This is a genomic window from Plantactinospora sp. B5E13 (genome assembly GCF_039871775.1).
In the GTDB taxonomy this organism is placed as follows: domain Bacteria; phylum Actinomycetota; class Actinomycetes; order Mycobacteriales; family Micromonosporaceae; genus Plantactinospora.
The window spans coordinates 50,127-76,635 of the sequence record NZ_JBDPLT010000036.1 but is presented as its reverse complement, the minus strand read 5'-3'; the positions used below and the strand labels follow the sequence as shown (position 1 = coordinate 76,635).

23 protein-coding genes are annotated in these 26,509 nt (G+C 72.5%); 13 read left to right on the top strand and 10 right to left on the bottom strand.

The features are described from left to right. Positions 1-65 precede the first annotated feature (65 nt). Complete coding sequence (locus ABGB05_RS26515) at positions 66-2,531, bottom strand: CehA/McbA family metallohydrolase (protein WP_347656459.1); 2,466 nt, start codon at positions 2,529-2,531, stop codon at positions 66-68. 257 nt (positions 2,532-2,788) lie between these two features. Here ABGB05_RS26515 and ABGB05_RS26510 point away from each other — a divergent pair, with 257 nt between their 5' ends. From ABGB05_RS26510 to ABGB05_RS26485, 6 genes are all read left to right on the top strand, one after another. Next, positions 2,789-3,304, top strand: coding sequence for a 2'-5' RNA ligase family protein (locus tag ABGB05_RS26510; protein WP_347656457.1), 516 nt, complete (start codon positions 2,789-2,791; stop codon positions 3,302-3,304). Between the two features lie 48 nt (positions 3,305-3,352). Further along, on the top strand, positions 3,353-3,982 hold the full coding sequence (locus tag ABGB05_RS26505; protein WP_347656455.1) for a TetR/AcrR family transcriptional regulator: 630 nt from the start codon (positions 3,353-3,355) through the stop codon (positions 3,980-3,982). A gap of 16 nt (positions 3,983-3,998) precedes the next feature. Continuing rightward, the gene (locus ABGB05_RS26500; protein WP_347656453.1) at positions 3,999-4,664 is read left to right on the top strand and encodes a lysophospholipid acyltransferase family protein; all 666 of its coding nucleotides are present in this window, start codon (positions 3,999-4,001) and stop codon (positions 4,662-4,664) included. A 26-nt stretch (positions 4,665-4,690) separates the two neighbouring features. After that, the gene (locus tag ABGB05_RS26495; RefSeq protein WP_347656451.1) at positions 4,691-5,650 is read left to right on the top strand and encodes a S41 family peptidase; all 960 of its coding nucleotides are present in this window, start codon (positions 4,691-4,693) and stop codon (positions 5,648-5,650) included. A 114-nt stretch (positions 5,651-5,764) separates the two neighbouring features. Further along, the gene (locus ABGB05_RS26490; protein WP_347656449.1) at positions 5,765-6,577 is read left to right on the top strand and encodes a hypothetical protein; all 813 of its coding nucleotides are present in this window, start codon (positions 5,765-5,767) and stop codon (positions 6,575-6,577) included. Positions 6,578-6,709: 132 nt separating this feature from the next. Next, positions 6,710-7,240: a hypothetical protein gene (locus tag ABGB05_RS26485; RefSeq protein ID WP_347656447.1), complete on the top strand. Its 531-nt coding sequence runs from the start codon at positions 6,710-6,712 to the stop codon at positions 7,238-7,240. 82 nt (positions 7,241-7,322) lie between these two features. Here the strand turns inward: ABGB05_RS26485 and ABGB05_RS26480 are convergent, their stop codons facing one another. From ABGB05_RS26480 to ABGB05_RS26470, 3 genes are all read right to left on the bottom strand, one after another. After that, positions 7,323-9,713, bottom strand: a complete 2,391-nt coding sequence (locus tag ABGB05_RS26480; RefSeq protein WP_347656445.1) for an excinuclease ABC subunit UvrA — start codon at positions 9,711-9,713, stop codon at positions 7,323-7,325. Between the two features lie 314 nt (positions 9,714-10,027). After that, positions 10,028-10,678, bottom strand: coding sequence for a hypothetical protein (locus ABGB05_RS26475; RefSeq protein WP_347656443.1), 651 nt, complete (start codon positions 10,676-10,678; stop codon positions 10,028-10,030). Positions 10,679-10,703: 25 nt separating this feature from the next. Then, positions 10,704-11,900 (bottom strand): helix-turn-helix domain-containing protein, encoded by a 1,197-nt coding sequence (locus ABGB05_RS26470; RefSeq protein ID WP_347656441.1) that lies wholly within the window; start codon positions 11,898-11,900, stop codon positions 10,704-10,706. Positions 11,901-12,103: 203 nt separating this feature from the next. Here ABGB05_RS26470 and ABGB05_RS26465 point away from each other — a divergent pair, with 203 nt between their 5' ends. After that, on the top strand, positions 12,104-13,312 hold the full coding sequence (locus tag ABGB05_RS26465) for a cytochrome P450 (RefSeq protein WP_347656439.1): 1,209 nt from the start codon (positions 12,104-12,106) through the stop codon (positions 13,310-13,312). A gap of 199 nt (positions 13,313-13,511) precedes the next feature. On the opposite strand, the gene ABGB05_RS26460 is transcribed toward ABGB05_RS26465, so the two are convergent. Next, positions 13,512-14,714, bottom strand: a complete 1,203-nt coding sequence (locus tag ABGB05_RS26460; RefSeq protein WP_347656438.1) for a serine hydrolase domain-containing protein — start codon at positions 14,712-14,714, stop codon at positions 13,512-13,514. A gap of 84 nt (positions 14,715-14,798) precedes the next feature. Then, positions 14,799-15,164, bottom strand: coding sequence for a hypothetical protein (locus ABGB05_RS26455; RefSeq protein ID WP_347656436.1), 366 nt, complete (start codon positions 15,162-15,164; stop codon positions 14,799-14,801). A 313-nt stretch (positions 15,165-15,477) separates the two neighbouring features. Between ABGB05_RS26455 and tuf the strand changes: the two genes are divergently transcribed. Beyond that, the gene (gene tuf / locus ABGB05_RS26450) at positions 15,478-16,665 is read left to right on the top strand and encodes an elongation factor Tu (RefSeq protein WP_347656434.1); all 1,188 of its coding nucleotides are present in this window, start codon (positions 15,478-15,480) and stop codon (positions 16,663-16,665) included. Here the strand turns inward: tuf and ABGB05_RS26445 are convergent. Then, positions 16,646-17,695, bottom strand: a complete 1,050-nt coding sequence (locus tag ABGB05_RS26445) for a winged helix-turn-helix domain-containing protein (protein ID WP_347656432.1) — start codon at positions 17,693-17,695, stop codon at positions 16,646-16,648. The genes tuf and ABGB05_RS26445 overlap by 20 nt on opposite strands. 83 nt (positions 17,696-17,778) lie before the next feature. Between ABGB05_RS26445 and ABGB05_RS26440 the strand changes: the two genes are divergently transcribed. The 4 genes from ABGB05_RS26440 to ABGB05_RS26425 all read left to right on the top strand — a co-directional run bounded on the left by ABGB05_RS26440 (position 17,779) and on the right by ABGB05_RS26425 (position 22,082). Next, on the top strand, positions 17,779-18,999 hold the full coding sequence (locus ABGB05_RS26440; RefSeq protein ID WP_347656430.1) for an MFS transporter: 1,221 nt from the start codon (positions 17,779-17,781) through the stop codon (positions 18,997-18,999). 29 nt (positions 19,000-19,028) lie between these two features. Continuing rightward, the gene (locus tag ABGB05_RS26435) at positions 19,029-19,547 is read left to right on the top strand and encodes a hypothetical protein (RefSeq protein WP_347656428.1); all 519 of its coding nucleotides are present in this window, start codon (positions 19,029-19,031) and stop codon (positions 19,545-19,547) included. A gap of 92 nt (positions 19,548-19,639) precedes the next feature. After that, positions 19,640-21,046: a 3-deoxy-7-phosphoheptulonate synthase class II gene (locus ABGB05_RS26430; RefSeq protein ID WP_347656426.1), complete on the top strand. Its 1,407-nt coding sequence runs from the start codon at positions 19,640-19,642 to the stop codon at positions 21,044-21,046. Continuing rightward, positions 21,039-22,082, top strand: coding sequence for a GntG family PLP-dependent aldolase (locus ABGB05_RS26425; protein WP_347656424.1), 1,044 nt, complete (start codon positions 21,039-21,041; stop codon positions 22,080-22,082). Before ABGB05_RS26430 ends, ABGB05_RS26425 begins: the two co-directional genes overlap by 8 nt. Positions 22,083-22,132: 50 nt before the next feature. Here ABGB05_RS26425 and ABGB05_RS26420 read toward each other — a convergent pair whose 3' ends face one another. The 3 genes from ABGB05_RS26420 to pknB all read right to left on the bottom strand — a co-directional run bounded on the left by ABGB05_RS26420 (position 22,133) and on the right by pknB (position 25,931). Beyond that, positions 22,133-22,891: a M15 family metallopeptidase gene (locus tag ABGB05_RS26420; RefSeq protein ID WP_347656423.1), complete on the bottom strand. Its 759-nt coding sequence runs from the start codon at positions 22,889-22,891 to the stop codon at positions 22,133-22,135. A gap of 135 nt (positions 22,892-23,026) precedes the next feature. Beyond that, positions 23,027-23,869 (bottom strand): deoxyribonuclease IV, encoded by an 843-nt coding sequence (locus ABGB05_RS26415; RefSeq protein ID WP_347656469.1) that lies wholly within the window; start codon positions 23,867-23,869, stop codon positions 23,027-23,029. A gap of 52 nt (positions 23,870-23,921) precedes the next feature. Beyond that, positions 23,922-25,931 (bottom strand): Stk1 family PASTA domain-containing Ser/Thr kinase, encoded by a 2,010-nt coding sequence (gene pknB / locus ABGB05_RS26410; RefSeq protein WP_347656422.1) that lies wholly within the window; start codon positions 25,929-25,931, stop codon positions 23,922-23,924. A 207-nt stretch (positions 25,932-26,138) separates the two neighbouring features. On the opposite strand from pknB, the gene ABGB05_RS26405 reads away from it, so the two are divergent. Beyond that, positions 26,139-26,504, top strand: coding sequence for an Rv2175c family DNA-binding protein (locus ABGB05_RS26405; RefSeq protein ID WP_347656421.1), 366 nt, complete (start codon positions 26,139-26,141; stop codon positions 26,502-26,504). Positions 26,505-26,509 lie beyond the last annotated feature (5 nt).

Sequence of the window (26,509 nt, the reverse complement as noted above, 5' to 3'; positions counted from 1 at the left end):
CGAGGTTCCATGGGCTCCACCGCGTCCGGCGGGCGTGTACCGGCCCTGTGCCGACCGGCCCGGGGTCAGCCGCGGATCAGGAAGACCTGCTGGGTCGCGTCCCGTTGGGTCCGGGTGGCGGCACGGTCGCTGGTGAAGACCACCGTCCCGCCGTCGACCGCCGGCCAGGTGCCGTTGCCCTGGGTGGTCAGCCGGACAGCCGGCGTCCAGCCCGTCCGGCTGTCACGGCGGGAGGTGAAGACCTTCCAGCGCCAGTCGGTGGAGCGCGAGTCGTACCAGACCGCCCGGATCGCGCCGTCGGGATCGTTGCCCAGCCGGGGACGCTGACTCATCGCGTCCGGGTCGACCGCCACCGGCTCGGCCGGCGACCAGATCCTTCCGTCCGTCGACCGGCTCGCCCGCAGCGAGAGGTTCACCCCGGCCGGGGAGAGCACCTTGGTCTCCCAGGCGACGACAAAGGAGCCGTCCCGGTCCACCGCGAGACTCGGGTGCCGGTCGGCCGCGTCGTCGTTGTCGCTGACCCGTACCAGGCCGCTCCACGGGGACCGGATGTCGGTCCGGACCGCCGCGACGATCTCCCAGTTGTCCGGGTTGGTGCCACCGCTGGCCTCCTCGCCGGGTGGCGGGGTGTGCCCGGTCCAGCCAGGGTCGGGGTCGAACCGGTTGTCCTGCCAGGTGACGACGATCCGCCGGTCCCCGGTGACCGCCACCGAGGGGAACAGCGAGGCCGGGTACCGGGGCGACCGGGCGTCGGTGGGCGTACCGGGGTCGGTCACCTTGCCGCTGGCCGAGACGTTGACCGGGGCCCGGTCGACGCCGACGACCTGGACGTACACGTCGAAGGCGCCGCCGGCGTTGTCCGTCCAGGCGACGACCGGGTGGGTGCGGTCGACGAGCGCGAGCGCCGGGTGCAGGGCTCGGCCCCGACCGTCGCTGAGCCGGACCGCGGAGCCGAAGCTGCGGCCCTCGTCACGGCTGTGCCGCAGGTAGATCGCGGGTCGGTGCGGCCGCTCGTGGCCCCGGGCGTCCTGCCACACCACCCAGACGTCGTCACCGGCGGCGACCACCCGGGGCGACGACGCCGTCCCCGAGCTGTCGGAGAGGACGATCGGCTCGCCGTGTTTGTCGTGTTTCCCGTCCAGTCGGCGGTACACCACCGCGCTCCGGTGTTCCCGGTGCGATTCGGCGACCACGTGGGTCACCCGGCCCTCGACCGCCAGGTCGGCGAAGCCGGTGAAGTCGCCGGACTCGCCGAGGACCAGGGCCGCCCGGTCGTCACCGCGCAGCGGCGCTGGCAGGCTGAGCTCCGGAGCCGGTACGGCGGGCTGCCGAACCGAGACGAACAGCGGCGAGGTGGCGGCACGGAGCTGGTCGGGCAGGTTCGGGTCGGCCTCGCGCCCCGAGAGTTCACCCGGCGCGCGTACTTCCACCCGGTACCAGCTCTGTGCCCCACGCAGGGTCAACGGCAGCAGCCAGGTCTGCTCGTCACGGGTCGGGGTGAAGGTGGCCAGCGGACCGGCGGACCGGCCCGGCGAGCCGTACACCAGGACCGTCATGCCGACCGCCGAGCGGGCCCGGACCCGTAGCCCTGCCTTCTTCGACAGCCGGTCGGTACGGACCACGACCTCGTCGCCGCCCATCGCCTCGAACCGCCCGTCACCGTCGATGTCGGCCTCGATGGTGACGAACGGTCCGTCCAGACCCATCGACAGCGTGGTACGCCCGGCCTTCAGCGCGTCGAGGATCGCCCGGGTGGAGCGCTCGGCGGCGAAGACCCAGGTGGTCGGCCGGCCCGGGGCACTGACCGGGCGCAGCTCCTTGAAGTGGCTGTCGCTCGCCGCGACCCCGCCGAAGCGGAACCCGTGGTTCCACCGGTTCTCGGCGTACTCGATCTCGGCATCGGGGTTGTTGCTGACGTTCCAGAGTTCGACCACGTCGACGCCCTGGACGCTGGCGTTGTCGTTCGGGCCCTCCGCCGAGGTGTACTCGCCGTCGTCGGGGTGCGCGACCGACCACACCGCGTGCTGCGCGTGCGCGTCCCAGATCGACTGCTGGATGTGCCGGAACGCCGCCGAGCCGGGCGGGTTCGCGCCGTCCACCACCGTGTCGACGGCGCCGAGCACCACGGCGTGCGGCGATCCGTTGACCTCCTCGCCGGTGAGCAGCAGCAGCTTCGACGAGGTCCACTGCGGATCCCAGTGCTGGTCGTACGTGCGGTGGTCGGTCAACGGCAGGAAGGCCAGCCCGACCCCCTCCGCGTACCCGATCTGGTCGCCGACCGGCAGGTTGCCGGGATCGCGCTGGTCCGACAACTGTCGTGGCGCGCTGCCGTCCGACGAGTGGTCGTCGTGGACGTGGGTGTCTCCCGGCAGCCACAGTCCCTGGGGGCCGTCGCCGTGCTTTCCGTCGTCGCCGTGCCGGTCGGCCCCACCACGGTCACCGGAGTCCGCCGCCGCCGCGGCGGGCCCGAGACCGGCTGCGGCGACCACCGCTCCACCGACCGCGATGAACTGCCTGCGGTCCAATTCCATCCAGTCCCCATCTCAACAGAACCCAGTTGTGGCCGCTCAGGGACCCCACACGGCCCCGGCGGCCCGGGGGTTCGATCACGTTCTAGGCGGGGCCGACGCTAACCGCGTTCCAGGCGGTCGCCGTGAACGCTCGGTGAACCCCGGACGGCGACGCCGCAAGCTACCGCGCGGTATCCGGCGGGACCGGACAACGGCATCGTCCGTCGTGACCTGCGGGCCCCGACGTCGGAGCCGACCCACCTGCCTAGAGTGATCATGTGGTCGCGGCGCTGGAGTTGTATCTCGATACCGACGCCACCCGGCGGATCCGGGTGCTGTGGGACGCCCTGGAGTCCGAGGGGGTGCAGAGTCTGCGCTCGCTGCTCGGTCAGCGGCACCGGCCGCACGTCTCGCTGGCCGTCGCACCGCGACTCGACCCGGAACAGGTGGCCGACGCGCTGACCGGGCTGGTCGTGGCCGCGCCGATGCGGCTCCAGTTCCAGTACGCGGGTCAGTTCGTCGGCCGGGTGCTCTGGCTCGGACCGTCGCCCACCATCGACCTGCTGGCCCACCAGGCGACGGTGTACGACCGGCTGACCCGGTCCGGGATCACGCTCAGCGAGCACTACCGGCCCGGTCGCTGGGTGCCGCACAGCACGCTGTCGATGCGGGTGCCGAACACCCTGATGGCCGCCGCGGTACGCCGGTGTCTGGAGATGCTGCCGCTGGACGCGACCGTGGTCGGTGCCGCCGTTGTCGACCACGCCCGGGACATCGTCCGGCCGCTGACCTGAGAGAGGGGTCAGTAGACAGTGTCTACGCTCCTCTGGTAGACACTGTCCGTGTCCCCCGAACCGCAGGACGACCACGCCCCGGACCACGACCACGGTCTGCGTGACCGGCTCGTCCGGGTCGGCGTCGACCTGGTCGCCCGCTCCGGGACCGAAGCCTTGTCCCTGCGCGAGATCGCCCGCCGGGCCGGCGTCTCGCACGGCGCGCCACGGCGGCACTTCCCGACCCACCAGGCCCTGTTGGCGGCGATCGCGATGGAGGGCTACCACGACCTCGGCCGGCGGATCGCCGAGCGGGTCACCGGCGCCCGGCCCGCCGAGCCGTACGCCCGACTGCTGGTCCTCGGCCGGCTCTACCTCGACTTCGCCCGCAGCAACCCCGGGATGTTCGCGCTGATGTTCCGGCACGACCTGCTGCGAGGCAACGGGATCGGGCTACGCGAGGCGAGCCAGCCGCTCTTCGGCGTACTCGTCGACCTGGTCGCCCGGGCCCGCCCGCCGGCCGCCGACGGCACCCCGCCCGCGGTCGTCGCCGGCGCGCTCTGGGCCAACTGGCACGGCATCGCCCAGCTCTGGCAGTGGGGGAGCCTGCAGACCACGGTCCGCACCGACGACGTCGAGCCGCTGCTGCGGGCCACCCTGACCGCACACGTCGGCCCGCCCCCCGCCCACCCCAACTGAATCCTCCGGAGGCAACGTGCTGCTCCAGGGCGCCACCCGACTGCTGCTGGTCCCCCTGTCCCGACTGGTCTTCCGGCCGGTCATCGAGGGACGGGAGAACGTGCCCCGACGCGGCCCGGTGATCCTGGCCGTCAACCACCTGTCCGCCTTCGACAGTGTGGTCGTCCCGCTGGTGGCGCCCCGATCCGTCGCCTTCCTCGCCAAGGCCGAGTACTTCCGGCAACCCGGCCTCAAGGGATGGCTGATCCGGACCTGCCTGACCGCCATCGACGCGATCCCGGTCCCGCGCGGCGGGCACCGGGCCGCCCAGGACGCCCTGGAGACGGCGCGGGAGGTGCTCGCCGACGGCCGGGCGTTCGGCATCCACCCGGAGGGCAGCCGGTCCCGCGACGGGCGGCTCTACCGCGGTCGGACCGGGGTCGCCTGGCTGGCGCTCGCCTCCGGCGCCCCGGTCGTCCCGGTCGCCGTCCTCGGCACCGACCGGATCCAGCCGGTCGGCGCCCGGCTGCCCCGGATCGGCCGGATCACCGTACGGTTCGGAGCGCCGCTACGCTTCACCCCGTCGCCCGGCGTCCGTGGCGGCCAACAGCGACGGGCCGCCACCGACGAGATCATGGCGGCGATCCAGGAACTCTCCGGCCAGGAGCCGGCCGCCGACTACAACGAACTCTCCGCCGCCTGAACAGCCGAACAGTGGAGGGAAACAGGATGCCGACCGGGCCGACCGACGTGATCGAGGAGGCGCTCGCCGTACTCTGCGCGCGGTACGTGTTCCCGGACAAGGCGGTGAAGGCCGCCGAAGCCATCCGGGCCCGGCGCGACGCCGGTGTCTACCGGGACCTCTCCGTGGCGGCGCTGGCCGTCCAACTGACCGCCGACCTGTTCGAGTCGTGCGCCGACCGGCACCTGCGGATCCGGGTCCGGGACGCCGAAGCCGCCGAGACCACCGAGGCGGACCTGGCGGCCGCCCGGCGTGAGCAGGTGCGACTGGCCAACCACGGCATCAGCCGGGTCGAGCGGCTCGACGGCAACATCGGCTATCTCGACCTCCGGTTGATCCCCGACGCCGGTACCGGCGGCCGGGCCATCGCGGCGGCGATGGAACTCGTCGCGCAGACCCACGCGCTCATCGTCGACCTGCGCCGGAACCGGGGCGGCTCGCCGAACGGCGTCATCTTCTGGACCAGTTACCTCTTCCCCGACGACCAGACCCTCCTGAACAGCATCCACGACCGGGAGACCGGCGAGACCCGGCAGTACTGGAGCCTCGCCTACCTGCCGGGCGAGCGCTACCTCGACCGGCCGGTTCTTGTGCTGACCAGCGGCGCGACGTTCTCCGGCGGCGAGGAGTTCTGCTACAACCTCAAGGCGCGGGGCCGGGCGACCCTGATCGGCGAGACCACCCGGGGCGGCGCACACCCGACCCGGGTCGTCCCACTCGGCCCGACGTTGGAGATCGCCGTACCGGACGCCCGGTCGGTCAACCCGGTGACCGGCACCAACTGGGAGGGGACCGGGGTGGAGCCGGACGTGGCGGTCCCGGCCGAGCAGGCGTACGAGGTCGCCTACGGTCGCGCGCTGCGGCACGTGCTGACCACCGGCACTTCGGCCGGAGTGCTGGCCGAGGCCCGGGCCGCCCTGGCCGCGCTGCCTGACGCCGCAGGGTGACCTCGGTCCGCCCGGACCCTGGACGACACCACGCCCGGTGTGCCGTGTCCCGGGTGGAGATCGACGTCGTCATCTCCTATCCTCAGCCGCTGATCTAGAGACGGGGAGGAATTCATGTCCGATCAGCACACGCCGGGCCCGGATCCGGTGCGGCCGACGGATCCGGCGCCGCCGACGGGGCCCGGAACGCCGGACGGCCAGCATGGCGCTCCGGTCGCCGGCGCGCCGGGTGGCGTCGCCTCCGCGGCCGGCCGACGGAAACCCAGGACTGGCCGGATCCTTGTCATCGCACTGGTTGTCGTGCTGGCCTGCGCCGGCCTGTGCGGCATCGGGCAGTTCATCACCAACATGCTGAACGCCGACGACTGGGCGGACCTGGGACAGCCGGTGGCACCGTCCACAGTGCCGGCCTCCCCGAAGCCGACCTGGCAGCCGCCGAACGAGTTCGTGGATCCGCAGCCGGTGCTGCAGATCCGGCACCAACTGGAGTCCTGGGTGCTCACCTCGGCGGGCGTGGCACGACCGATGCGGAGCAGTTGTGAGCGCCGCGACTTCACCGGCGAGCAGGCGACGATGTTCAGGTGCACCGTCCGGTACGACGGTCAGGACGTGGTCTACACCATCTCCGCCCGCCCCTCCGGCAGCAACACCTTCGAGTGGGACGCGGAAACCGACCAGACGGTGGTGACCCGGGAAGGACTGCACGCGCTGGTGTACAGCCGGTTCGGTGGCAACAGCGGCGACTGGGAGAACCTGCGGTGCGAGGAGTTCCCCGAGGTCGCCCTCGTACCTGCGGGCGAACGGCTCAGCCAGGTCTGCTACGCCAAGCACAAGGACAGGATCAAGAGCGCCCGGATCATCATCACCCCCCGGGACCGGGCCGGCCCCACGCTCGAGACCGAGTTCCAGGAGGAGGGGCTGCGCTGAGTCGTACCGCCGGCCGGCCGGATGTCCCTTTTGTTGGTTTGCCCGGACAGTCCGGCAGTCCGTTTCTGTGCCTCGGCGCCGGGGAAGGAGGGACCTGTGGCCGGGGCGGGGGAGTGACGGGTGGAGGGCTGGATGCCGACAGAGGCGAACGGCGGATTCTGGGGACGGTCCGGGCCGACCGGGTGGGCCACCCGCTGGGTGTTCGGCACCGCGCTCGGCCAGGTGGTCTTCACCGGTACGACCCGGCTGGTGATGGGGGTGCTGATGGGCGCCGCCGTGGGCGGACTCGCGGTCTGGCTCGTCCTGCGCCGCCGGTCGGCCCGGCCGGGGTACGCCGGCACCGCACCGACCGGCCCCGTCGGACAGCGGGTACGTCGTCGCCACGGAACCGTCCCGAACCCGGCCCACCGGGGACACCCGTCGTATCCGGGCGCCAACCGGGGCCGTCCCCGGTTCTCGCCCCGCGCCCAGCCTTTTCCGCCCCGTACGCCGTCAGCCGGATCCCGACCGGTCCCGACGCCGGGGCCGGTACGGACACGACCTCCGGAGGGCGCGGCGCCACGGGTCGACGGCACCCGGGCGTCGGATGCCCGCTCCACTGCGGGGCCGGGCGGCCGGTCCACTCCGGAATCCGGCGGCCGGTCCACGGCAACAACCCGGTAGATCCCCCACACCGGCGCCGTCGTTGCCGGTCGGGGGTGGGACGGGCGCACCCGTCCCACCCCCGGATCGGCGACGGTGGCGGTCAGCGGCGGACGTAGTCGGCGAGGTGTTGCCCGGTGAGGGTGGAGCGGGCGGCGACGAGGTCCGCCGGGGTCCCCTCGAAGACGACCCGACCGCCGTCGTGTCCGGCACCGGGGCCGAGATCGATGATCCAGTCGGCGTGCGCCATCACCGCCTGGTGGTGCTCGATGACGATGACCGACTTGCCGGCGTCGACGAGCCGGTCGAGCAGGCCGAGCAGCTGCTCGACGTCGGCGAGGTGCAGGCCGGTGGTCGGCTCGTCGAGGACGTAGACGCCGCCCTTCTCGGCCATCCGGGTGGCCAGCTTGAGTCGCTGCCGCTCGCCGCCGGAGAGCGTGGTGAGCGGCTGACCGAGGCTGAGGTAGCCGAGCCCGACGTCGGCGAGCCGGTCGAGGATCGCGTGCGCGGCCGGGGTACGGGCGTCGCCGGCACCGAAGAACTCCTTGGCCTCGGTCACCGACATCGCGAGCACCTCGCTGATGTCCCGGCCGCCGAAGCGGTACTCCAGCACCGATGCCTGGAAGCGCTTCCCCTCGCACTCCTCACAGGTGGTCGCGACGCCGGCCATCATCGCCAGGTCCAGGTAGATGACCCCGGCGCCGTTGCAGGTCGGGCAGGCGCCCTCGGAGTTGGCGCTGAACAACGCCGGCTTCACGCCGTTGGCCTTCGCGAACGCCTTGCGGATCGGGTCGAGCAGTCCGGTGTACGTCGCCGGGTTGCTCCGCCGCGAGCCGCGGATCGCGCCCTGGTCGATCGCCACCACGCCCTCCCGGGCGGAGACCGAGCCGTGGATCAGCGAACTCTTGCCCGAGCCCGCCACCCCGGTGACCACGACCAGGACGCCGAGCGGGATGTCGACGTCGACGTCCCGGAGGTTGTGGGTCGCCGCGCCGCGGATCGCCAGCTGGCCGGTGGGCGTGCGTACCGTCTCCTTGAGGACGGCCCGGTCGTCGAGATGACGCCCGGTGAGGGTGCCGCTGGACCGCAGCCCCTCGACGGTGCCCTCGAACACGACCTCGCCGCCCGCGACGCCGGCACCGGGGCCGAGGTCGACGACGTGGTCGGCGATCGCGATCGCCTCCGGCTTGTGCTCGACGACGAGCACCGTGTTGCCCTTGTCCCGCAGCCGCAGCAGCAGGTCGTTCATCCGCTGGATGTCGTGCGGGTGCAGACCGATGGTGGGCTCGTCGAAGACGTAGGTGACGTCGGTGAGCGACGAGCCGAGGTGGCGGATCAGTTTGGTGCGCTGCGCCTCGCCGCCGGAGAGCGTGCCCGACGGCCGTTCGAGCGAGAGATAACCGAGTCCGATCTCCACGAACGAGTCGAGGGTCCGCTGAAGTGCGGTGAGCAGCGGCGCCACCGACGGCTCGTCGAGGCCGCGGACCCACTCCGCCAGGTCGCTGATCTGCATCGCGCAGGCGTCGGCGATGCTGATCCCCTTGATCTTCGACGAGCGGGCGGCCTCGGAGAGGCGGGTGCCGCCGCACTCGGGGCAGGCGGTGAAGGTCACCGCCCGCTCCACGAACGCCCGGATGTGCGGCTGCATCGCGTCGACGTCCTTGGACAGGAACGACTTCTGGATCCGGGGGATCAGACCCTCGTACGTCAGGTTGATGCCGTCAACCTTGATCTTGGTCGGCTCCTTGTACAGCAGGTCGTTGAGCTCCCGCTTCGTGAACCTGCCGATCGGCTTGTCCGGGTCGAAGAAGCCGCAGCCGCTGAAGATCCGGCCGTACCAGCCGTCGACGCTGTAGCCGGGGATGGTGAGCGCGCCCTCGTTGAGCGACTTGCTGTCGTCGTACAGCGCGGAGAGGTCGAAGTCGGTCACCGAGCCCAAGCCCTCACAGCGCGGACACATGCCGCCGGTGATGCTGAAGCTGCGACGCTCCTTGACCGTCTGACCCGAGCGCTCGATGGTGACCGCGCCGGCACCGCTGATCGAGGCGACGTTGAAGGAGAACGCCTGGGCCGAGCCGATGTGCGGCTGACCGAGCCGGCTGAAGAGGATGCGCAGCATCGCGTTGGTGTCGGTCACGGTACCGACCGTGGAGCGGATGTTCGCGCCCATCCGCTCCTGGTCCACGATGATCGCGGTGGTCAACCCCTCGAGCACGTCCACCTCGGGGCGCGACAGCGTCGGCATGAAACCCTGCACGAAGGCGCTGTACGTCTCGTTGATCATCCGCTGCGACTCGGCGGCGATCGTGCCGAACACCAGCGAGCTCTTGCCCGAGCCGGAGACCCCGGTGAAGACGGTCAGCCGGCGTTTCGGAATCTCGACGCTGACGTCCTTGAGGTTGTTCTCGCGGGCACCCTGTACCCGGATCAGGTCGTGGCTGTCGGCGGTGTGCGGCGCGGACGACCGCGGTTCCGTCCTCGGAGCCGTGCTCATCGGATTCCTCTCGTGGGTGCTCCGGCCTTCCGGCCGGAGCGGGGGCGGCGCTCCTGTGCAGCGGGGCGGGGAAAACCCGGACCCGGACCGCCGTTCAGGCGGACATCCGGCTGCCCGTACTGCCCGGCAGCCCGGGGTGGTGCTCGGCCAGACCCAAGGTACACACGCCGACCCGTCGCGGGGCGTTCCTGGCGGCCGACACGGTGCTGCGCACGGTGACCACGCTAGCCACGGCGCGGCGCCCGACGCTTCTTGATTCCTGACCCGTCCGCGCACCCGGCGGGCGGCGTGGCGGGTTGTCGACCGGACAGGGGTCAGCCGGCGACGGCGATCCAGGTGGCCCGGGCCCGGGCCAGCACGGTGCCGTCCGGGGCGTACAACGTGCTGTGCACGAGCGCCTTGCGGCCCTCGGCGGCGGCCAGGGCACCGCGTACCACGCATCGTTCATCGGTTGCGGGCAGCCGGTCCAGCCGTACGGCGATCCGCCCCAGCACGTACGGCCGGCCCGCCTCGATGATCGCCCAACCGCCGGGGCAGTCCAGCGCGGCCCAGACGGTCGCGGCCGAGACGTCCTCCGGCACGGTCCACGGCGCGGCGGTACTGCCGTCGGGCAGGCGTCCGGGAAAGATCCGCAGCCCGTCGGTGCGTTCCGGGCCGCAGACGTAACAGGTGGGGAAGGGATGGTCGGTGAAGCCGGCGTAGCGGGTCGCGGCGTCGACGGCGTCGGCGTACCCGGTCGGCGGGACCACCGTGGTGATCTCGTCGGCCGGACCGACCTCGGCCACGACGGCGCCGTCCGGTGCCCGGACCTCTCCGTCGAGCAGCGAGAGCGGGGTGTCCAACGGCGGCGGCCGTCGCAGGGTGACCGCACGGTGTGTCTCGCCGGCCGGACCGGCGAAGAGGCCGGCGGAGTAGCCGCCGTTGCCGGAGTTCGGCGGGCCGTTGAACCGGGCCGGAATGATCATTCGGGTTCTCCGAGGTCAGTACGCGTCATGAGTCGGCCGCCGGTGGGGCGGCGGAGGCGGCGGCGTGGCAGGCGCCGTAGCCGTCGGCCCGGGCGACGATCCGACCCGCCCGGATCCGGACGGCCGACTCGGTGGCGTCGCTGACCACGGGTACGCCGGCAGCGGCGGCGACGCTACCGGCGGGATCCTGGACGACCTGTAGCCGTGGCCATGCCGAGGCGGGGAAGGCCCGCTGCAGGCAGGTACGGAGTTCGGCGACGGTCAGCCGGGCGAGCGGGGTCAACTCGGTCGGGGCCTGGGTGACCAGGACGACGGTGACGTCGACGTCGGGTGGTGCCGCCCGGACCGCCTCCTCCACCGCCGCGACGCGGTGCAGCCCCAGGATCGCCAGTACGCCGTCGCCGTCGAGCCGGGCGGCGGTGCCCCGGAGCGTGTCCACCGCCGCCGGCGGGGACCAGGGTTCGTCGACCGGCCGCGCCGGCGGGACGTACGGCAGGTGGGGCGGCTCCCACCGGTCGTCGAGATCGAGGTCGGCGAGTTGTGCGCAGGCGCCGGTGACGGTGAACGGCTCGACAAAACCGGGGGCGGCCGCGGCCAGCTGGCTCGCGCCGTACAGGGTGGTCAGCACGGTTTCGGCGATCCGGACCTGGCGGCGGTCGGAGCCGGCGGCCGGGGCGCCGCGTGGTGCCCGTGGTGTACCGCGCCGGCCCGCGTAGCCCAGTTGTTCGAGGGCGAGCCCGAGCAGGACCGCGTTCAGCTTCATCAGCTGCGCGAACGGCTGGCGGATCCGTTCGTCCGCGAGGATCTCCGGCACCAGGTCCCGACCGAGCCGGGCGGCGCTGCGCGGCTCCTCGGTGGCGAGGGGAAGACGGGCGACCCAGGCCCGGGCGAACGCCTCCAGCGCCGCCCGCGGGGTGGTGTCGGGCGTCGGCACCGGCGGTGTGCCGTCGTGCGTCGCGCGCTCGGTGCCGGGGGTGGGCGTCGCCTGCTCGGCGTCCGGAGCGGGCGTCCCGCGCTCGGCGTCCTCGGCGAGGACGGCGAGGTAGAGGCCGCGCTTGCCGGGGAAGTTGGAGTAGACCGCGCCCCGGGTCAGTTCGGCCCGCTCGGCGATGTCGTCGATGCGGGCCTCCCGGAAGCCCCGTTCGGTGAACTCGTCGCGGGCGGCGGCCAGCACCCGGGCGCGGTTGCGCTCCTGCGTCTCCGCGCGGGTGAGCCGAGCCATTGTCTGCCTCCTCGCCGCGTGTCGCCGGCAGGCCTTGCCGCCGGTCAGCCGTACTGCCGGCGGTCCTCGTGGTCCGCCGCCACCCGGAAGCCCGCTGGCGGGATCGCCATTGTCGGCGCCGGTTGCCGGCGTCGTCCGTACAAGATACCGTCGACACTCGGATGATGAGACCATCTGTTGCTGCCATCTGAAATGAGGCGTTGATGACCAACCCGGAAACCCCGCCGGCCGAGCTGCCCGAACTCGACCTGACCGACCCGGCGGTGCTGCGCGCTCCGTTCGCCGCGTACGGGCGGGTCCGGGAAATCGCGCCGGTGGCCCGGCTGGTCACCCCCGGATTCGGCGGGTTACTGGCCCTGACCAGGTACGCCGATGCTCGGGCCATGCTCACCGATCCACGCTTCGGGCTGGCCGCGCACAGCTACCTACGGCCGGAGGTGCCCGAACACTGCCGGCCGTACCTGCGGACCATGGGAGAGATGGACGGACCGGAGCACACCCGGCTGCGCCGACTGGTGTCACCCGCGTTCAGCGCCCGCCGCGCCGCCGAGTTCCGGCCCCGGATCGAGCGGATCGTCGACCGCCTCCTCGACGGGTTGCCCGCACACACCGAGGACGGTGCCGTCGACCTGCTGCGGCACTTCGCCACACCGCTGCCGATGGAGGTGATCTGCGAACTGGTCGGCGTACCGGAGAGCGACCGGCCCCGGTGGCGGGAGTACGGCGCCGCCGTCGCCGCCGGCCACGGGGAGCGGTTCGCCGAGGCGATCCCGGGCATCATCGACGGCGCCCGGGCGACCGTGGCGAGCCGTACCGTCGTCCCCGACGCGGACCTGGTCTCCCGGCTCATCCGGGTCCGGGCCGAGGACGGTGACCGGCTCACCGAAACCGAGCTGGTCACCCTGGTCTGGCACCTGGTGCTCGCCGGGCAGACCCCGACCAACCTGCTGGCCAACGCGGTGGAGACCCTGCTGCGCCAGCCCGACCAGCTCGCCGTGCTGCGCGCCGACCCCGACCTGATGCCCGGGGCGGTGGAGGAACTGACCCGCTGGTGCGGGCCGCAACTGCTGACCGTGCCCCGCTTCCCGGACGAGGACGTCGAGATCGCGGGCGTACGGATCAGCAAGGGTGAGCCGGTCACCGCCGCGCTGGCCGCGGTGAACCGGGACCCGCGGGCCTTCACCGATCCGGAGCGACTGGACCTGACCCGACCGCCGGGCCCGCCCGGACACCTCGGGTACGGCCACGGGCCGCACTTCTGCCTCGGCGCGCCGCTGGCCCGGGTGCAGGTTGAGGTGGCGCTCGCCGCGCTGCTGCGCCGGTTTCCCGATCTCGCCGCCGCCGCGTCGCCGGAACGGATGCCGGACCCGGGCACCTGGCGGCTCGCCTCGCTCCGGTTGACCCTCGGCTGAGCCGGAACACGATCCGTCGCTGGCCCGCACACGGTCCGCCGCTGAGCCCGCACCCGATCCGTCGCTGCCCCGCACACAGTCCGTCGCTGGCGCCCGAGGGGCACCGGTCGCGCGCGGGGGTGCCGACCGCACGACAGGGCGACCCCGGCCGGCCGCTGGTGGGCCGGCCGGGGTTGCCGTGGACCGGACGTTCCGGAGATCAGCCGCAGAGCGCGGTGTCGAGCGCGGCGAGCAGGTGTTCCACCTCGGCCAGGTCGGTCGGCAGGCGGGTGGCCGCGATGGTGACCGCCCGGCCGTCGTCGGTCGCCGCGTTGACCGTGGAGTACCCGAAGATGTTCCCGCCGTGCCCCCAGGAGAGGCCGCCGCAGCTCATCGGGGTGCTCTGCAGGCCGAGCCCGTACCGGGAGTTGGGCAGCGGACCGGGCGCGTCGACGGTGTCGCGCATCTGCCGGAGCTGCTCGGGGGCGAGCAGGTCGCCGTCGAGCAGCGCGACGAAGAAGCGGTTCAGGTCGCCCGGGGTGGCCACCATCTGTCCGGCCGCCCAACCCATCGACGGGTCCATCACGGTGACGTCGGTCAGCGGCTGCTCCGGGCGGTCCTGGTGGTAGCCCTTCGGGTGCGGCCGCCGCACCTCCTGGTCGCCGACGTTCGGAAAGTAGGTGTGCCGCAGCCCGAGCGGCCTGATGATCCGGTTGGTGATCTCCTCCCGCACCGGTCGGCCGGTGACCTTCTCCACCAGCAGGCCGGCGACCACGTAGCCGGTGTTGCTGTAGGAGAACATCTCACCCGGTTCGTCGGTCGCCTTCTGGGACAGCCCGAGGTCCAGCAGCTCCCGGGGCTGGACGTAACGGTGCCGGATCGTCTCGTACGTCTCCGGCAGCAGGGCGGTGTAGTTCGGCAGGCCGCTGGTGTGCTGCAACAGCTGCCGTACGGTGATCCGCCGGCCGTCGACGCCGTCGCCCCTGACCAGCCCCGGCAGGTACGTCTCGACTGATTCGTCCAGCTCGATCCGCCCCTCGCCGACGAGTTGCAGCACCACCACCGCCAGGTACGTCTTGGTGTTGCTGCCGATCCGGACGTACCCGTCGGTCGGCACCTTCGCCCGGGTCCGCAGGTCGGCGACGCCGGCCGTGTAGTGCCGGACCCGCCCGTCACGTCCCCGCACCGAGGCGAGAACGGCCGGGAAGCCGTCGGCCCGGACCAGTTCGTCCAGGCTGCGCTGTACGGCGTCCCGGTGCGATCCGGCCGGAGCCTGCCCCTGAGCCGGTGTCGGTAGCGGAGTCCGAGCCGTGGCCGTGGCCGTGGTCGGTGTGACGGCGACCGCGACGGCGCCCAGGATGGCGAGCGTGGCGGCGGCACCGAGCCAGCGGTGCGCCGGAGGTCTTCTCTGCTGAACGGTCATGCGTCCACGCTATGAACGGCAGCGGCGCCGATCGATGGGGTGTACTCGTCTCCCGGTGGTGTAGCTGGCTGTACCCACGGGCGGTCAACGGCGGACGGGACGCCGGTACGCCCGCTGATTGACCCGGGCCGACGGACGGCCGGCCCACAGCCAGAAGACCATCAGGGCCAGACCGCCGGCACCCGTCATGATCACCGCCCACCGGGGAAGCTGGTTCGACACGGGAGGCGGGGCGCACCCGGTGGGTGTGTGGTCGACCGTGATCCGCTGTTGTGGCGGGGGGAGCCGACGCTCCGGAAAGCGGTCGCGCTCGATGCCGCAGATGACCGGTCCGCCGGCCGTGTCGACCTGCAGCACGGCCCGGGCCGGCCGGCCCGTCGTGCCGCGCGCCCGACCGCGGTGGGAATATCGGTTCAGCTCTTCGACGTTGCGGGCTAACGTGATCGCCATGTACGGCACCGTCGGGTTCGCGCGGTCCGCAGGATTCCTCCTGCCGGGCCCCACCGCCGTGTGCCTGGCGAGCGACCGGCTGGCTGCGCTGCTGGTCCAGCCTGGCCGGCTGGATAGCGGCGCGCGAGGCTGACCCTCCTCCCGCACCAGCAGAACCCACGGAGGAGGGTGGCCCGGTTTCCGGTGCCGCCCCGTTCATGTTCTTCCGGCACCGGATGCGCGGTTCTGGCGCGGTCTTTCCCTCTCAGCGGTGTGGCAGCCGCCCGCGTTTGTCGTCCGCCGACCCTGACCATCCATAAAGGACGGTTGCACCATGGCCAAGAGCCAGTTCCTCAGGACCAAGCCGCATCTCAACATCGGCACGATGGGACACGTCGACCACGGCAAGACCACCCTCACCGCCGCGATCACCAAGGTGCTCGCCGACCGGGACCCGGCGGTCAACCGGTTCGTCGCCTTCGACGGCATCGACCGGGCGCCGGAGGAGGTGGCCCGGGGCATCACCATCACGATCGCGCACGTCGAGTACGAGACCGCGACCCGGCACTACGCGCACGTCGACATGCCCGGACACGCCGACTACGTGAAGAACATGATCACGGGGGCGGCGCAGGTCGACGGGGCGATCCTGGTCGTCTCCGCGCTCGACGGGGCGATGCCGCAGACCCGGGAGCACGTGCTGCTCGCCCAGCGGGTCGGGGTGCCGTACCTGGTGGTGGCGCTCAACAAGGCCGACGCCGTGGACGACCCCGAACTGCTCGACCTGGTCGAGTTGGAGGTACGGGAACTGGTCAGCGAGTACGGCTTCCCCGGCGACGAGGTGCCGGTGGTGCGGGTCTCCGCGCTGCGGGCCCTGGAGGGCGACCCGCGCTGGGTACGGTCGATCGCCGACCTGCTCGACGCCGTCGACCGGTACGTCCCGGTGCCGCCCCGGGTGCTCGACCGGCCGTTCCTGATGCCGATCGAGAACGTGCTGACCATCTCCGGACGCGGCACGGTGGTGACCGGTGCGGTCGAGCGCGGCACCCTGCGCGCCGGCGAGCCGGTCGAGGTGGTCGGGCTCGCCCCGACCCTGGGTGCCGTCGCCATCGGGCTGGAGACGTTCGGCCGCTCGCTGGAGTCGGCGCAGGCCGGCGACAACGCCGCCGTACTGCTCCGGGGGGTGAAGCGTGACCAGGTGCAGCGGGGCCAGGTGGTGGCCGCGCCGGGCAGCGTCACGCCGCACCGGCGGTTCACCGCACAGCTCCACGCGCTGACCACCGCCGAGGGTGGCCGGCGCACCCCGTTCCACGCCAACTACCGGCCGCAGTTCTACTTCCGTACCACCGACGTGGTCGGCGCCGTCGACCTCGGCGACCTGCCGCAGGTCAACCCGGGCGACACGGTGACCCTCACCGTCGAACTCGGCAAGCCGATCGCGATGGACGTCGGACTCGGCTTCGCCGTCCGCGAGGGCGGCCGTACGGTCGCCGCCGGCACCGTCACCGCCCTGCTCGACTGAGGTGCGGGGAAGGGGTCCTTTCTCCAGGGGAAGGGCCCCTTCCTGACGTCTGACCGATCTGCCGGGCGGGGCGCTGCAGGGCAACCAGCCGGTCGCCGTCGGCGGTGCGGTAGTAGAGGACGTACCGGCCCGAGCGGCGCCGCTCGACGAGTCGGGCGTCCAGCAGCACCCTGAGGTGCCCACCCACCGAGCCCAGGCCGTGGCCGGTCACGGCGACGAGCTGGGTGGGGCTCATCGGCGACGCCAACCGGGCGAGGATGTCCGCCCGGACCGGACCGAGGAGTCGGACCAGGGCCCGGGGTGGGGCGTTCCGGGCCGGATCGGCCAACAGTCCCGAACACGGGTACACCACCATGTGCCGAAGCGGCTCGTAGGAGCCGACCCAGCCCCGCGGGTTCGTACTCGGGACGAAAAAGAGTTGGGCGCCGACGAGGTCCTGCGGCGGATGGTCGTACGTGTTGATCTGCAGTTGTCCGTCGCCCAGCCAGCGCATCCCCGGCCGCATCCCGTCCAGGGTGGCGGCCCAGCCACCGGAGCTCAGCCGCTGGGTGCGCGACACGATGTCGGCCTGGAACAGCCGTTGGCGGCGGGGCCAGTCCGGTTCGACAACCTGCGTCCACACCCAGCCGAGCAGCTCGGCGGTCCGGTCCGGCAGGTCCGGACCGCACAGTTCGGGTGGTAGGGGCCGGCCGGGCAGCCCGGTCGCCAGATCAGCCCGGGCGACCTCGGGTGGCGTGCTCCGGACCCGTTCGAGCTCGCCCCGGAAATCGCCGTCCACGTCGCTCGGCGGCGTGGTCAGGAAGTCCGGCAGCCACCGTGGCGGAAACGCCGCCTTGACGAACGCCGCGGTGAACGGGTCGGCGGCGAGCCGGGCCCGGTAGGCGGACAGGTGGGCGTCGACCCAGGCCCGCTGGCCGGGCAGGGTCGGATGCCCGTCGAGCTGTTTGAGCGCCGCGACCGTCTCGATCAGGGGTGAGACGGCGAAGCTGCTCTTCGCCAGGATGTCCGTGCCGAGCCGCCAGACTGCCACGTCGCCTCCCGGTAGACCCGCGCGTTTTCACGTGCAGCCGAAAACCTACCGGCGTCGGACAGTGTCCATCGAGACTGCCCGGCATGCGTACGTACCGTGAGCTGTTCCGGGTCCCGGAGTTCCGGCCGCTCTTCCTGGTGGTCTCCGCCCAGGTCGCGGCGAGTACGGTCAACGGGCTCGCCCTCGGCACGCTGGTCTACGCCGGCACCGGGTCGCCGTTGCTGGCCGCGCTCAGCCTGTTCGGGCCCTCGTTCGCCCAGGTCGTCGGCGCCACGACCCTGCTCTCGGTGGCCGACCGGGTACCGCCGCGCGCCGCGCTGGTCACCATCGCGCTGCTGCTCGGTACGAGCGTGCTCGTCCTGGCCGCACCCGGGATGCCGATCGGGGCGATGTTCGTGGTGATCGCCTTCATGGGGCTGGTCGGCTCGATGGGTGGCGGGGTCCGATGGGGTCTGCTCGGCGAGATCCTGCCCGACGGCGGGTACCTGCTCGGCCGCTCGGTGTTCAACATGTCCGTCGGCGCCATGCAGATCAGCGGATTCGCATTGGGCGGCGTCCTGCTCACGTTCGCCAGCCCTCGACGGGTGCTGTTGATCGGCGCCGGGCTCTACCTCACCGCCGCGCTCGTCGCCCGGTTCGGGCTCAGCCGCCGGGCGCCGCGTTCCGTCGGCCGACCGTCGGTCCGCCGGACCTGGCAGGTGAACGTCACGCTCTGGTCCGACCCCGCCCGCCGGTACGTCTACCTTGCCCTCTGGGTGCCGAACGGGCTTGTCGTCGGTTGTGAGGCGCTCTTTATCCCGTACGCTCCCGGGACCGCCGGAGTGCTGTTCCTGTCCGGGGCGCTCGGGATGCTGGTCGGGGACACCGTCGTGGGCAGGTTCGTGCCCCCGCACTGGCGGTCGCGGCTGGTCACCCCGTTGCAACTGCTGCTCGGGGTGCCGTACCTGCTCTTCGCCCTGCCCCTCCCGCTGCCGGCCGCGGCGCTCGCGGTCGCCGCCGCCTCGGCCGGCTTCGGCGGCGGGGTGCTGCTCCAGCAGCGGCTCGTCGACCTGACCCCGAGCGAGGTACGGGGCCAGGCGCTCGGCCTGCACTCCTCCGGGATGCTGACCATGCAGGCGGTGGCCGCGACGCTGGCCGGCGCGCTCGCCCAGTGGCTGTCCGCGTCCGGCGCGATGGTCACGATGGCGGTGTTGTCGCTGCTGGTAACCCTGCTGCTCCGGCCGAAGCTCCGGTTCCGCCGGCCGGTCGACGTCCGGCCGCCGGCCGACCCGGTGGCTGACCCGGTGGGCTCGCCGCTCAACTAGTCTGTGGGGTCTGCCGGGAGGGAAGTGTGATGGGGGTCGAGCGGCCGTGGACGGTCGTCCTGGCCATCGGCCTGGCCGCCGTGCCGCTCGGCCTGACCGGCTGCGGGCTGGACGACCCGGTCCGGCGGGAACCGGAGCAGTCGGCGCGACCGGCACCGACAACACCCGGCGAGAACGGGGCCGAGCGGGCCCGGGCCCGGGTGCAGGCGTACCTCGACGCGATGAGGTCGAAGAACGTCGACGCCGGGCGCGCCCAGCTCTGCGCCCCGATGCACGCCGCCTTCGACGCGGCCGCGACCACTCCGAACGGGGACTTCGCCGGACACTTCACCGTCTCCACCACCGAGATCGTCGATATCCGGGCCACCGGTCCGGACCAGCCCGACCAGGAGGTCAGCACCTCCGCCACGGTGAAGGTCGGCGACCAGACCAGGTCAATCACGATCCTGTTCACGGTGGCCCGGGCCGGCGGCCAGTGGTGCATCGCCCAGGAGGTGCCGGGTGGGCGCACCGCGGGCCCGTCCGGCGCTGCCACCCCGGCCGGGTGATGTCGGCTTCGTCACGGAGGGTGGAGCTCCCACGAAGCGGACCGGGCCGACCTCGGGCAGTGGTTGACACCGGCTCGCCGTAGGCTTGCCGCATGCGCCAAGAGTGGCATCAGCTGAGCTACCCCGCGGTGGGCAGTACCGCGCTGCAGACCAGTCGTCCGACCGTCGACTCCGTCGAGGACGAGGCCCTGGGGCTGGACCGGTGGCGGGACCTGCCGCGGGCGCAGACGCCACCCTGGCCGGACCCGACCGCGGTCGACGAGGTCAGCAAGGTCCTGCAGAACGTGCCGTCGGTCGTCGCGCCGTACGAGGTCGACCAGCTCCGGCAGCGGCTGGCCCTGGTCTGTGAGGGCCGGGCGTTCCTGCTGCAGGGCGGCGACTGCGCCGAGACCTTCGTCGACAACACCGAGAGCCACCTGCTGGCCAACGCCCGCACGCTGCTGCAGATGGCCGTGGTGCTGACGTACGGGGCGTCCCTGCCGGTGATCAAGGTGGCCCGGGTCGCCGGTCAGTACACCAAGCCGCGCTCGCTGCCGACCGACGCGCGCGGGCTGCCGGCGTACCGGGGCGACATGATCAATTCGCTCGACCCGGTGGCGGAGGCCCGGGTCGCCGACCCGCAGCGGATGATCCGGGCGTACGCCAACTCGGCCGCCGCGATGAACATGCTCCGCGCCTACCTCGCCGGCGGCCTCGCCGACCTGCACGCCGTGCACGACTGGAACAAGGACTTCGTCCGCAACTCCCCGGCCGGCGAACGCTACGAGGCGATCGCCCGGGAGATCGACCGGGCCCTCGCGTTCATCCGCGCCTGCGGGATGACCGACGAGGAGGCGCTGCGGACGGTCACCCTCTACTGCTCGCACGAGGCGCTCGCCCTGGAGTACGACCGCGCGCTGACCCGGGTCTCCGACGGTCGGCCGTACGGGCTCTCCGGCCACTTCCTCTGGATCGGCGAACGGACCAGGCAGCTCGACGGGGCGCACATCGACTTCATTTCCCGGATCGTCAACCCGATCGGGGTCAAGCTCGGGCCCACCACCACGCCGGACGAGGCGATCGAGCTCTGCGAGAAGCTGAACCCGGACAACATCCCCGGTCGGCTCACCCTGATCAGCCGGATGGGCAACAAGCTGGTCCGGGACGTACTGCCGCCGATCGTGTCGAAGGTCACCGCCGCCGGCGCGAAGGTCGTCTGGCAGTGCGACCCGATGCACGGCAACACCCACGAGTCGTCGAACGGCTACAAGACCCGGCACTTCGACCGGATCGTGGACGAGGTGCTCGGCTACTTCGAGGTGCACCGGGGACTGGAGACCCACCCCGGCGGCCTGCACGTCGAGCTGACCGGCGAGGACGTCACCGAGTGCCTCGGCGGCGCCCAGGCGATCGAGGACATCCACCTGCCGGACCGCTACGAGACCGCCTGCGACCCCCGACTCAACACCCAGCAATCACTTGAACTGGCCTTCCTGGTAGCGGAGATGCTTCGTGGCTGACAACAACGCCGTCCGTCCGGTCGACCTGCGGTCCGACACCGTGACCCGACCCACCGCCGGGATGCGGGCGGCGATGGCCGAGGCCGAGGTCGGCGACGACGTGTACGGCGAGGACCCGACCGTCAACGCGCTGGAGGCCGAGGTCGCCGCGCTGTTCGGGCACGAGGCGGCGCTCTTCGCCCCGACCGGCTCGATGGCCAACCAGATCGCCCTGCAGGTGCTCGTGCCGCCCGGCAACGAACTGCTCTGCGACGCGGACGCGCACGTGGTGACGTACGAGGTCGGGGCGGCCGCGGCGTACGGCGGCATCTCCTCGCGGACCTGGCCCGCCGTCGGCGCCGACCTCGACCCGGACCTGATCGCCTCGATGGTCCGGCCGGACGGCTACCACGCGGTGCCGACCCGGGCGATCGCGGTCGAACAGACCCACAACCGGGGCGGCGGCGGGGTCATCCCGCTCGCCACCCTGGGCGAGCTGCGCCGAACCGCCGACCAGGCCGGCCTCGGCCTGCACTGCGACGGCGCCCGGATCTGGCACGCGCACGTCGCGGACGGGGTGCCGCTGGCCAGCTACGGCGAGCTTTTCGACACCATGTCGGTCTGCCTCTCCAAGGGGCTCGGCGCCCCGGCCGGCTCACTGGTGATCGGCAGCGCGGAGAAGATCGCCCGGGCCCGGGTGGTCCGCAAGCGGATGGGCGGCGGCATGCGCCAGGTCGGCGTGCTTGCCGCCGCCGGCCGGTACGCGCTCCGGCACCACGTCGACCGGCTCGCCGAGGACCACGACCGGGCGGCCCGGCTCGCCGAGGCGCTCGCCCCGTTCGGGGTGCTGGCCGGCCCGGTCCGGACCAACATCGTCCCGCTCGACCTGACCAAGTGCGGATTCGACGCCCCCACACTGGGTGCGGCGGCCCGGGAGAAGGGCGTCCTCGTCTCGGTGCTCGGTCCACGTACCGCCCGGCTGGTCACCCACCACGACCTGGACGACGCCGGGGTGGAACGGGCGGTCGAGGTGCTCACCGGGATCTTCCGCGGCTGACCGCTCCGGTCGACCGGGCGGGGCTCACCCGACTACCGGCATGGGGCCGGTCAGCGGCCGTCCCGGCTGAAGTGCTGGTAGTCGGGTGAGCGGAACTCGCCGCCCCAGTGCCAGCCGGCCGCTGCGAACGCCTCGACCAGAACGCCGCCCGGGGCGGCCATCCCGGGCCGCTGCCCGGCCCGGTCCGTGTACGCCGTCCCAGCCGGTGGCAGCACCTGGCTCTCGATCAGGTACGGGTTCTCCACCGGGTTGACGTCGACCGCCGTCCCGTACGCGTGCTCGGACCACTTCGCCGGACCGGTGGAGACGACCGGGCGGCAGTTGAAGGCGGAGGTGTTGTCGTCGGCCATCGACCGGTCGTCGCTGCCGCCGTACGCGTCGACCGGCTGCATGCGGCGGATCGGGAACTGCGACTGGTACAGGTCACGGAAGATCGTGATCACGTCGGAGACGACCGACTCGTGGACGACGATGGTGCCGATCCGGGACCCGCCGTCGAAATCCCGGTAGCTCAGTCGTACCCGTCGAAGCTGCTCCGGTCCGACCGGGCAGCCCGGTCGCCAGCTCTGGCCGAGATCGGCGGCGGTGACGGGGGAGACCTCGGAGGCGAAGGCGGCCCCGTCCGTCGTGGTGATCTTGCCGTTGTGTCCCGGGGCCGGTGGGCTGGTGCTCACCACCGCACCCCGGTCGGCGGTCGTGCCCGCCCCGGAGCCGCAACCGACCAGCGCCAGCCCGGGCAGCAGCACCGTGACCAGGGCACGGTACGACCATCGGCGCCGGACGGCGGGCAGTGGTCGGAGGCGTCGCACCGCGGCCACGGTACGCCCCCGGCCCCGCTGCGGGCACCCCGGGCGCCCGACGGACGTGGCCCGGATCATCGCCGGGTACCCGACGGACGTGACCCGGATCATCGTTCCCGGTGCCCGGCGGTGTCGGGGCACCCGTCAGGGGCGAAGGCGTTTGAGGGTACTGATGTCGTCGGCGTGTCCGAGATGCTGCTCGGTCGGCGTTTCGACGATCACCGGCACCCCGAGGGTCGCCGGATGGGCCAGTAGTTCGGCGAAGGGTGCCTCGCCGATGCTGCCCTTGCCGATCGTCTCGTGCCGGTCCCGGGTCGAGCCGCACGGGTCCCGGGAGTCGTTGGCGTGCAGCAGCCACAGCCGTTCCGCACCGACCGCGCGGACCAGCGCGTCCAGGGTTTCCGTCATGCCGCCCTCGCGGGCCAGGTCGTGCCCGGCCGCCCAGGCGTGGCAGGTGTCGAAACAGACACCGAGCCACGGGTGCCGGTCGACCGCGTCGAGGTAGGGCCCCAGGTGCTCCACCCGGGAGGCCAGTGAACGGCCCCCACCGGCGCTCGGCTCCACCAGCAGCTTCGGGCCACCGGCGGCGGAGGCGGAGTCGAGCAGCGGCAGCAACGACTCACGGACCTGCCGCATCGCCGCCTCGGCGTGGCCGGCGTCGACCGCGCTGCCGGCGTGGAAGACGACTCCGACCGCGCCGATCGCGGCGCCCCTGGTCAGCGCGTGCGCCAGCGTCGCCACCGAGCGTTCGACCGTGGCCGGGGTGGGGGAGCCGAGGTTGGTCAGGAGCGACGCGTGGATGTAGACCGGAACACCCCGTTCGGCGCAGCCGTCCCGGAACGCGGCGTCCTGGTCGGGGTCGCCGGGCGGCAGCGCCCAGCCCCGCGAGTTGCCGACGTAGATCTGGACCGCTTCGGAGCCGGCGGCGTCGACGTACGGCAGGGCGGCCCGGGCCAGCCCACCCGAGGTGGGGGTGTGCGAGCCGATGGGGCGGCTCGGTCGGGCCGGGGTCGCCGGGTGGGCGGTGGTCGGGGTCGGGTCAGAAGCAGGTGATGGCAACTTGGGATCCTGGTGGTACGGGAGTGTTCGGACCGGGGTTCTGTGACCGGACTGGCCCGTTCGGGTTGATCTGCAGCCCACCGACGGTGAGCCCGAGCCCTTCCAGGATCTGCCTCGCCTGCGGACATGGCAAGTTCATCACCGACGGTACGGCGACCAGCGGCGGGCCGTTGCTGACCTTGACCGTGATCTTCGCGCCCGCCTCCACCCCGGCCCCGTCCGACGGGTCCTGGGAGAGCACCTGGTCCTTCGGCTTGTCGGAGTCCTGGGGCTCGACGACGATCTCCAGGCCGAGCTGCTGCAGGATCGTCCGCGCCTCGTTGACGTTCTTGCCGATCAGGACCGGCACGGTGATCGGCGCCCTGCCCTTGCTCACCGTGACAATGATCTCGTCGCCCGCCTCGACCTCGGCGCCGACCTCGGGCTTGACCGAGATCACCACGCCTTCCTGCAGGTTGTCGTCGTACCGGTCGGGGCCGCGCTTCACCTTGAGCCCGGCCTCCTCCAGGTCGAGCTGGGCCAGTTCCAACGCCTTGCCGACCACGTCGGGAACCGGGAAGCGTTCCGGGCCGAGCGAGAGGGTCAGGGTGATCGTGCCGCCCCGGACGATCCGTTCGTCCGAGCCCGGGTCCTGGGCCAGTACCGCGTCCTTGGGGACCTCGTCGTTGTAGCGGGGTTCGGTGAACTCGACCTTGAACCCGGCCCGGTCGGCCCGGGTCTGCGCGTCCGCGCCGGCGAGGTTCACCAGGTTGGGGGTGGCGGTGTAGCGGCCGGCACCGAACCACCAGCCGACGCCGGCGATGACCAGGAGGACCGCCAGCGCGGCGGCACCGACGGCGACCCGGCCGCCCCGGTCGGCCAGCACCCGCTCGCGGAACTCCGCGAACCGCCCGGCGAGACCGGTGGGCGGCGGGGCGGCCCGCCGGCGGTGCGGTGGCGCGGGGCGCTCCCGCTGCTGGTCCGGCAGCCGGGCCCAGGACGGCCGGTCGGCGGGCTGGACCGTCGAGACGACCATCGTGGGCTGCTGCACCACCATGGTCGGCTGCTCCGCCGGCTGGATCTGGCGCAGCACGGTGGTGTTGGCGTTGGCCATGGTGCCGAGATCGTCCCGGACCACCTGCACCTCCGCCTGCAGTGCGCCGGCGTCGGTCGGCCGGGCGCCCGGATCGCGCCGGGTCGCCCGGACGACCAGTTCGTCGAGGACCGGCGGCAGGCCGGGGACCAACGTCGAGGGGCGCGGCACGTCCCGGTCGACGTGCTGCCAGGCGACGTCGACGGCGCGGTCGCCGTCGTACGGGACCCGGCCGGTGAGCATCTCGAAGAGCACGATCCCGGCCGCGTAGACGTCGGTACGGGGGTCGGCCCGTCCGTCGGTGACCAGCTCCGGTGCCACGTACGCGACCGTCGCCATCAGCTGGTTGGCGCCGTCGGTCTCGGAACTCGCCTCGACCGCGCGGGCCAGCCCGAAGTCGGCCACCTTGACGACACTGTCGACCAGGTTCGCCTTACCGCCGCTCGGCGCCTCGGCGACCAGCACGTTCTCGGGTTTGACGTCCCGGTGGACCAGACCGGCGCGGTGGGCGGCGGCGATCGCGGCGAGCATCTGCTCCATGATCGCCAGGGCCTCGCTCGGGTTGAGCCGGCCGCGTTCGGCGAGGAACTCCCGCAGCGTCCGCCCGCGCACGTACTCCATCACCAGGTACGGCAGGCCGGCGTGCGTGCCCTGGTCGTAGACGGCGACCACGTTGGGGTGGGTCAGCCGGGCGATCGTCTTGGCCTCGTCGGTGAACCGTTCGAGGAAGCCGGCGAGCTGCACCTGCGCCGCGTGCGCCTGGTTCGGGTGAATGATCTTTATCGCCACGATGCGGTCGAGGCGTTCGTCGATCGCCGTGTACACGGTCGCCATCCCGCCCCGGGCCACGCGCGCGCGGATACGGTAGCGCCCGTCGATGAGCGAGTTCAGCAGTGTGTCGGCGACCTGTATGTCCATCGGCACGCAGTCTATGTCTCCAGAGGGGGGCGGCAGAACAGGATGCCACAGCCGACACCGAACGGAAATCCGGAGGGGTGATTCCGGACAGTTCGGCCGGGCTTTCCGGACACTCCGGGCAGCGGGCCGACACGCCGGGACCCGGTCGGGCGCGCCGGTCCGGGAGCCGTCTGGGAACGCCCGGCGGCGACGTGGCAAGGTGATCGGGTGAGCGAATCCGTACCCGCCGACGCGCAGCCGACCGAACCGAGCGGTTGGCTGGCCCTTCCGGACGTCGCCGGGCGTCTCGAGGTGTCGATCAGCAAGGTGCACCAGATGATCCGCGACCGGGAGTTGCTCGCGGTCCGTCGGGACGGCGTCCGGGTCGTGCCGGCCGAACTGGTGGCCAACCAGACCGTACGCAAACACCTGCCCGGCATCCTCACCCTGCTGCACGACGCCGGGTACGACGACGAGGCCGCACTTCGCTGGCTCTACCTGCCCGACGACACGCTGCCCGGAACTCCGGCGGCGGCCCTCGGCGGTGACCTGGCCCGGGAGGTCAAACGACGGGCCCAGGCGGCCGGGTTCTGAGGCGA

Bases quoted from the DNA above. Each gene is read 5' to 3' on its own strand.
- ABGB05_RS26430 (WP_347656426.1), top strand. From the start codon at position 19,640: ATGCGCCAAGAGTGGCATCAGCTGAGCTACCCCGCGGTGGGCAGTACC.
- ABGB05_RS26495 (WP_347656451.1), top strand. From the start codon at position 4,691: ATGCCGACCGGGCCGACCGACGTGATCGAGGAGGCGCTCGCCGTACTC.
- ABGB05_RS26435 (WP_347656428.1), top strand. From the start codon at position 19,029: ATGGGGGTCGAGCGGCCGTGGACGGTCGTCCTGGCCATCGGCCTGGCC.
- ABGB05_RS26470 (WP_347656441.1), bottom strand. From the start codon at position 11,900: ATGGCTCGGCTCACCCGCGCGGAGACGCAGGAGCGCAACCGCGCCCGG.
- ABGB05_RS26455 (WP_347656436.1), bottom strand. From the start codon at position 15,164: ATGGCGATCACGTTAGCCCGCAACGTCGAAGAGCTGAACCGATATTCC.
- pknB (WP_347656422.1), bottom strand. From the start codon at position 25,931: ATGGACATACAGGTCGCCGACACACTGCTGAACTCGCTCATCGACGGG.
- ABGB05_RS26480 (WP_347656445.1), bottom strand. From the start codon at position 9,713: ATGAGCACGGCTCCGAGGACGGAACCGCGGTCGTCCGCGCCGCACACC.
- ABGB05_RS26440 (WP_347656430.1), top strand. From the start codon at position 17,779: ATGCGTACGTACCGTGAGCTGTTCCGGGTCCCGGAGTTCCGGCCGCTC.
- tuf (WP_347656434.1), top strand. From the start codon at position 15,478: ATGGCCAAGAGCCAGTTCCTCAGGACCAAGCCGCATCTCAACATCGGC.
- ABGB05_RS26460 (WP_347656438.1), bottom strand. From the start codon at position 14,714: ATGACCGTTCAGCAGAGAAGACCTCCGGCGCACCGCTGGCTCGGTGCC.
- ABGB05_RS26490 (WP_347656449.1), top strand. From the start codon at position 5,765: ATGTCCGATCAGCACACGCCGGGCCCGGATCCGGTGCGGCCGACGGAT.
- ABGB05_RS26475 (WP_347656443.1), bottom strand. From the start codon at position 10,678: ATGATCATTCCGGCCCGGTTCAACGGCCCGCCGAACTCCGGCAACGGC.
- ABGB05_RS26485 (WP_347656447.1), top strand. From the start codon at position 6,710: ATGCCGACAGAGGCGAACGGCGGATTCTGGGGACGGTCCGGGCCGACC.
- ABGB05_RS26465 (WP_347656439.1), top strand. From the start codon at position 12,104: ATGACCAACCCGGAAACCCCGCCGGCCGAGCTGCCCGAACTCGACCTG.
- ABGB05_RS26515 (WP_347656459.1), bottom strand. From the start codon at position 2,531: ATGGAATTGGACCGCAGGCAGTTCATCGCGGTCGGTGGAGCGGTGGTC.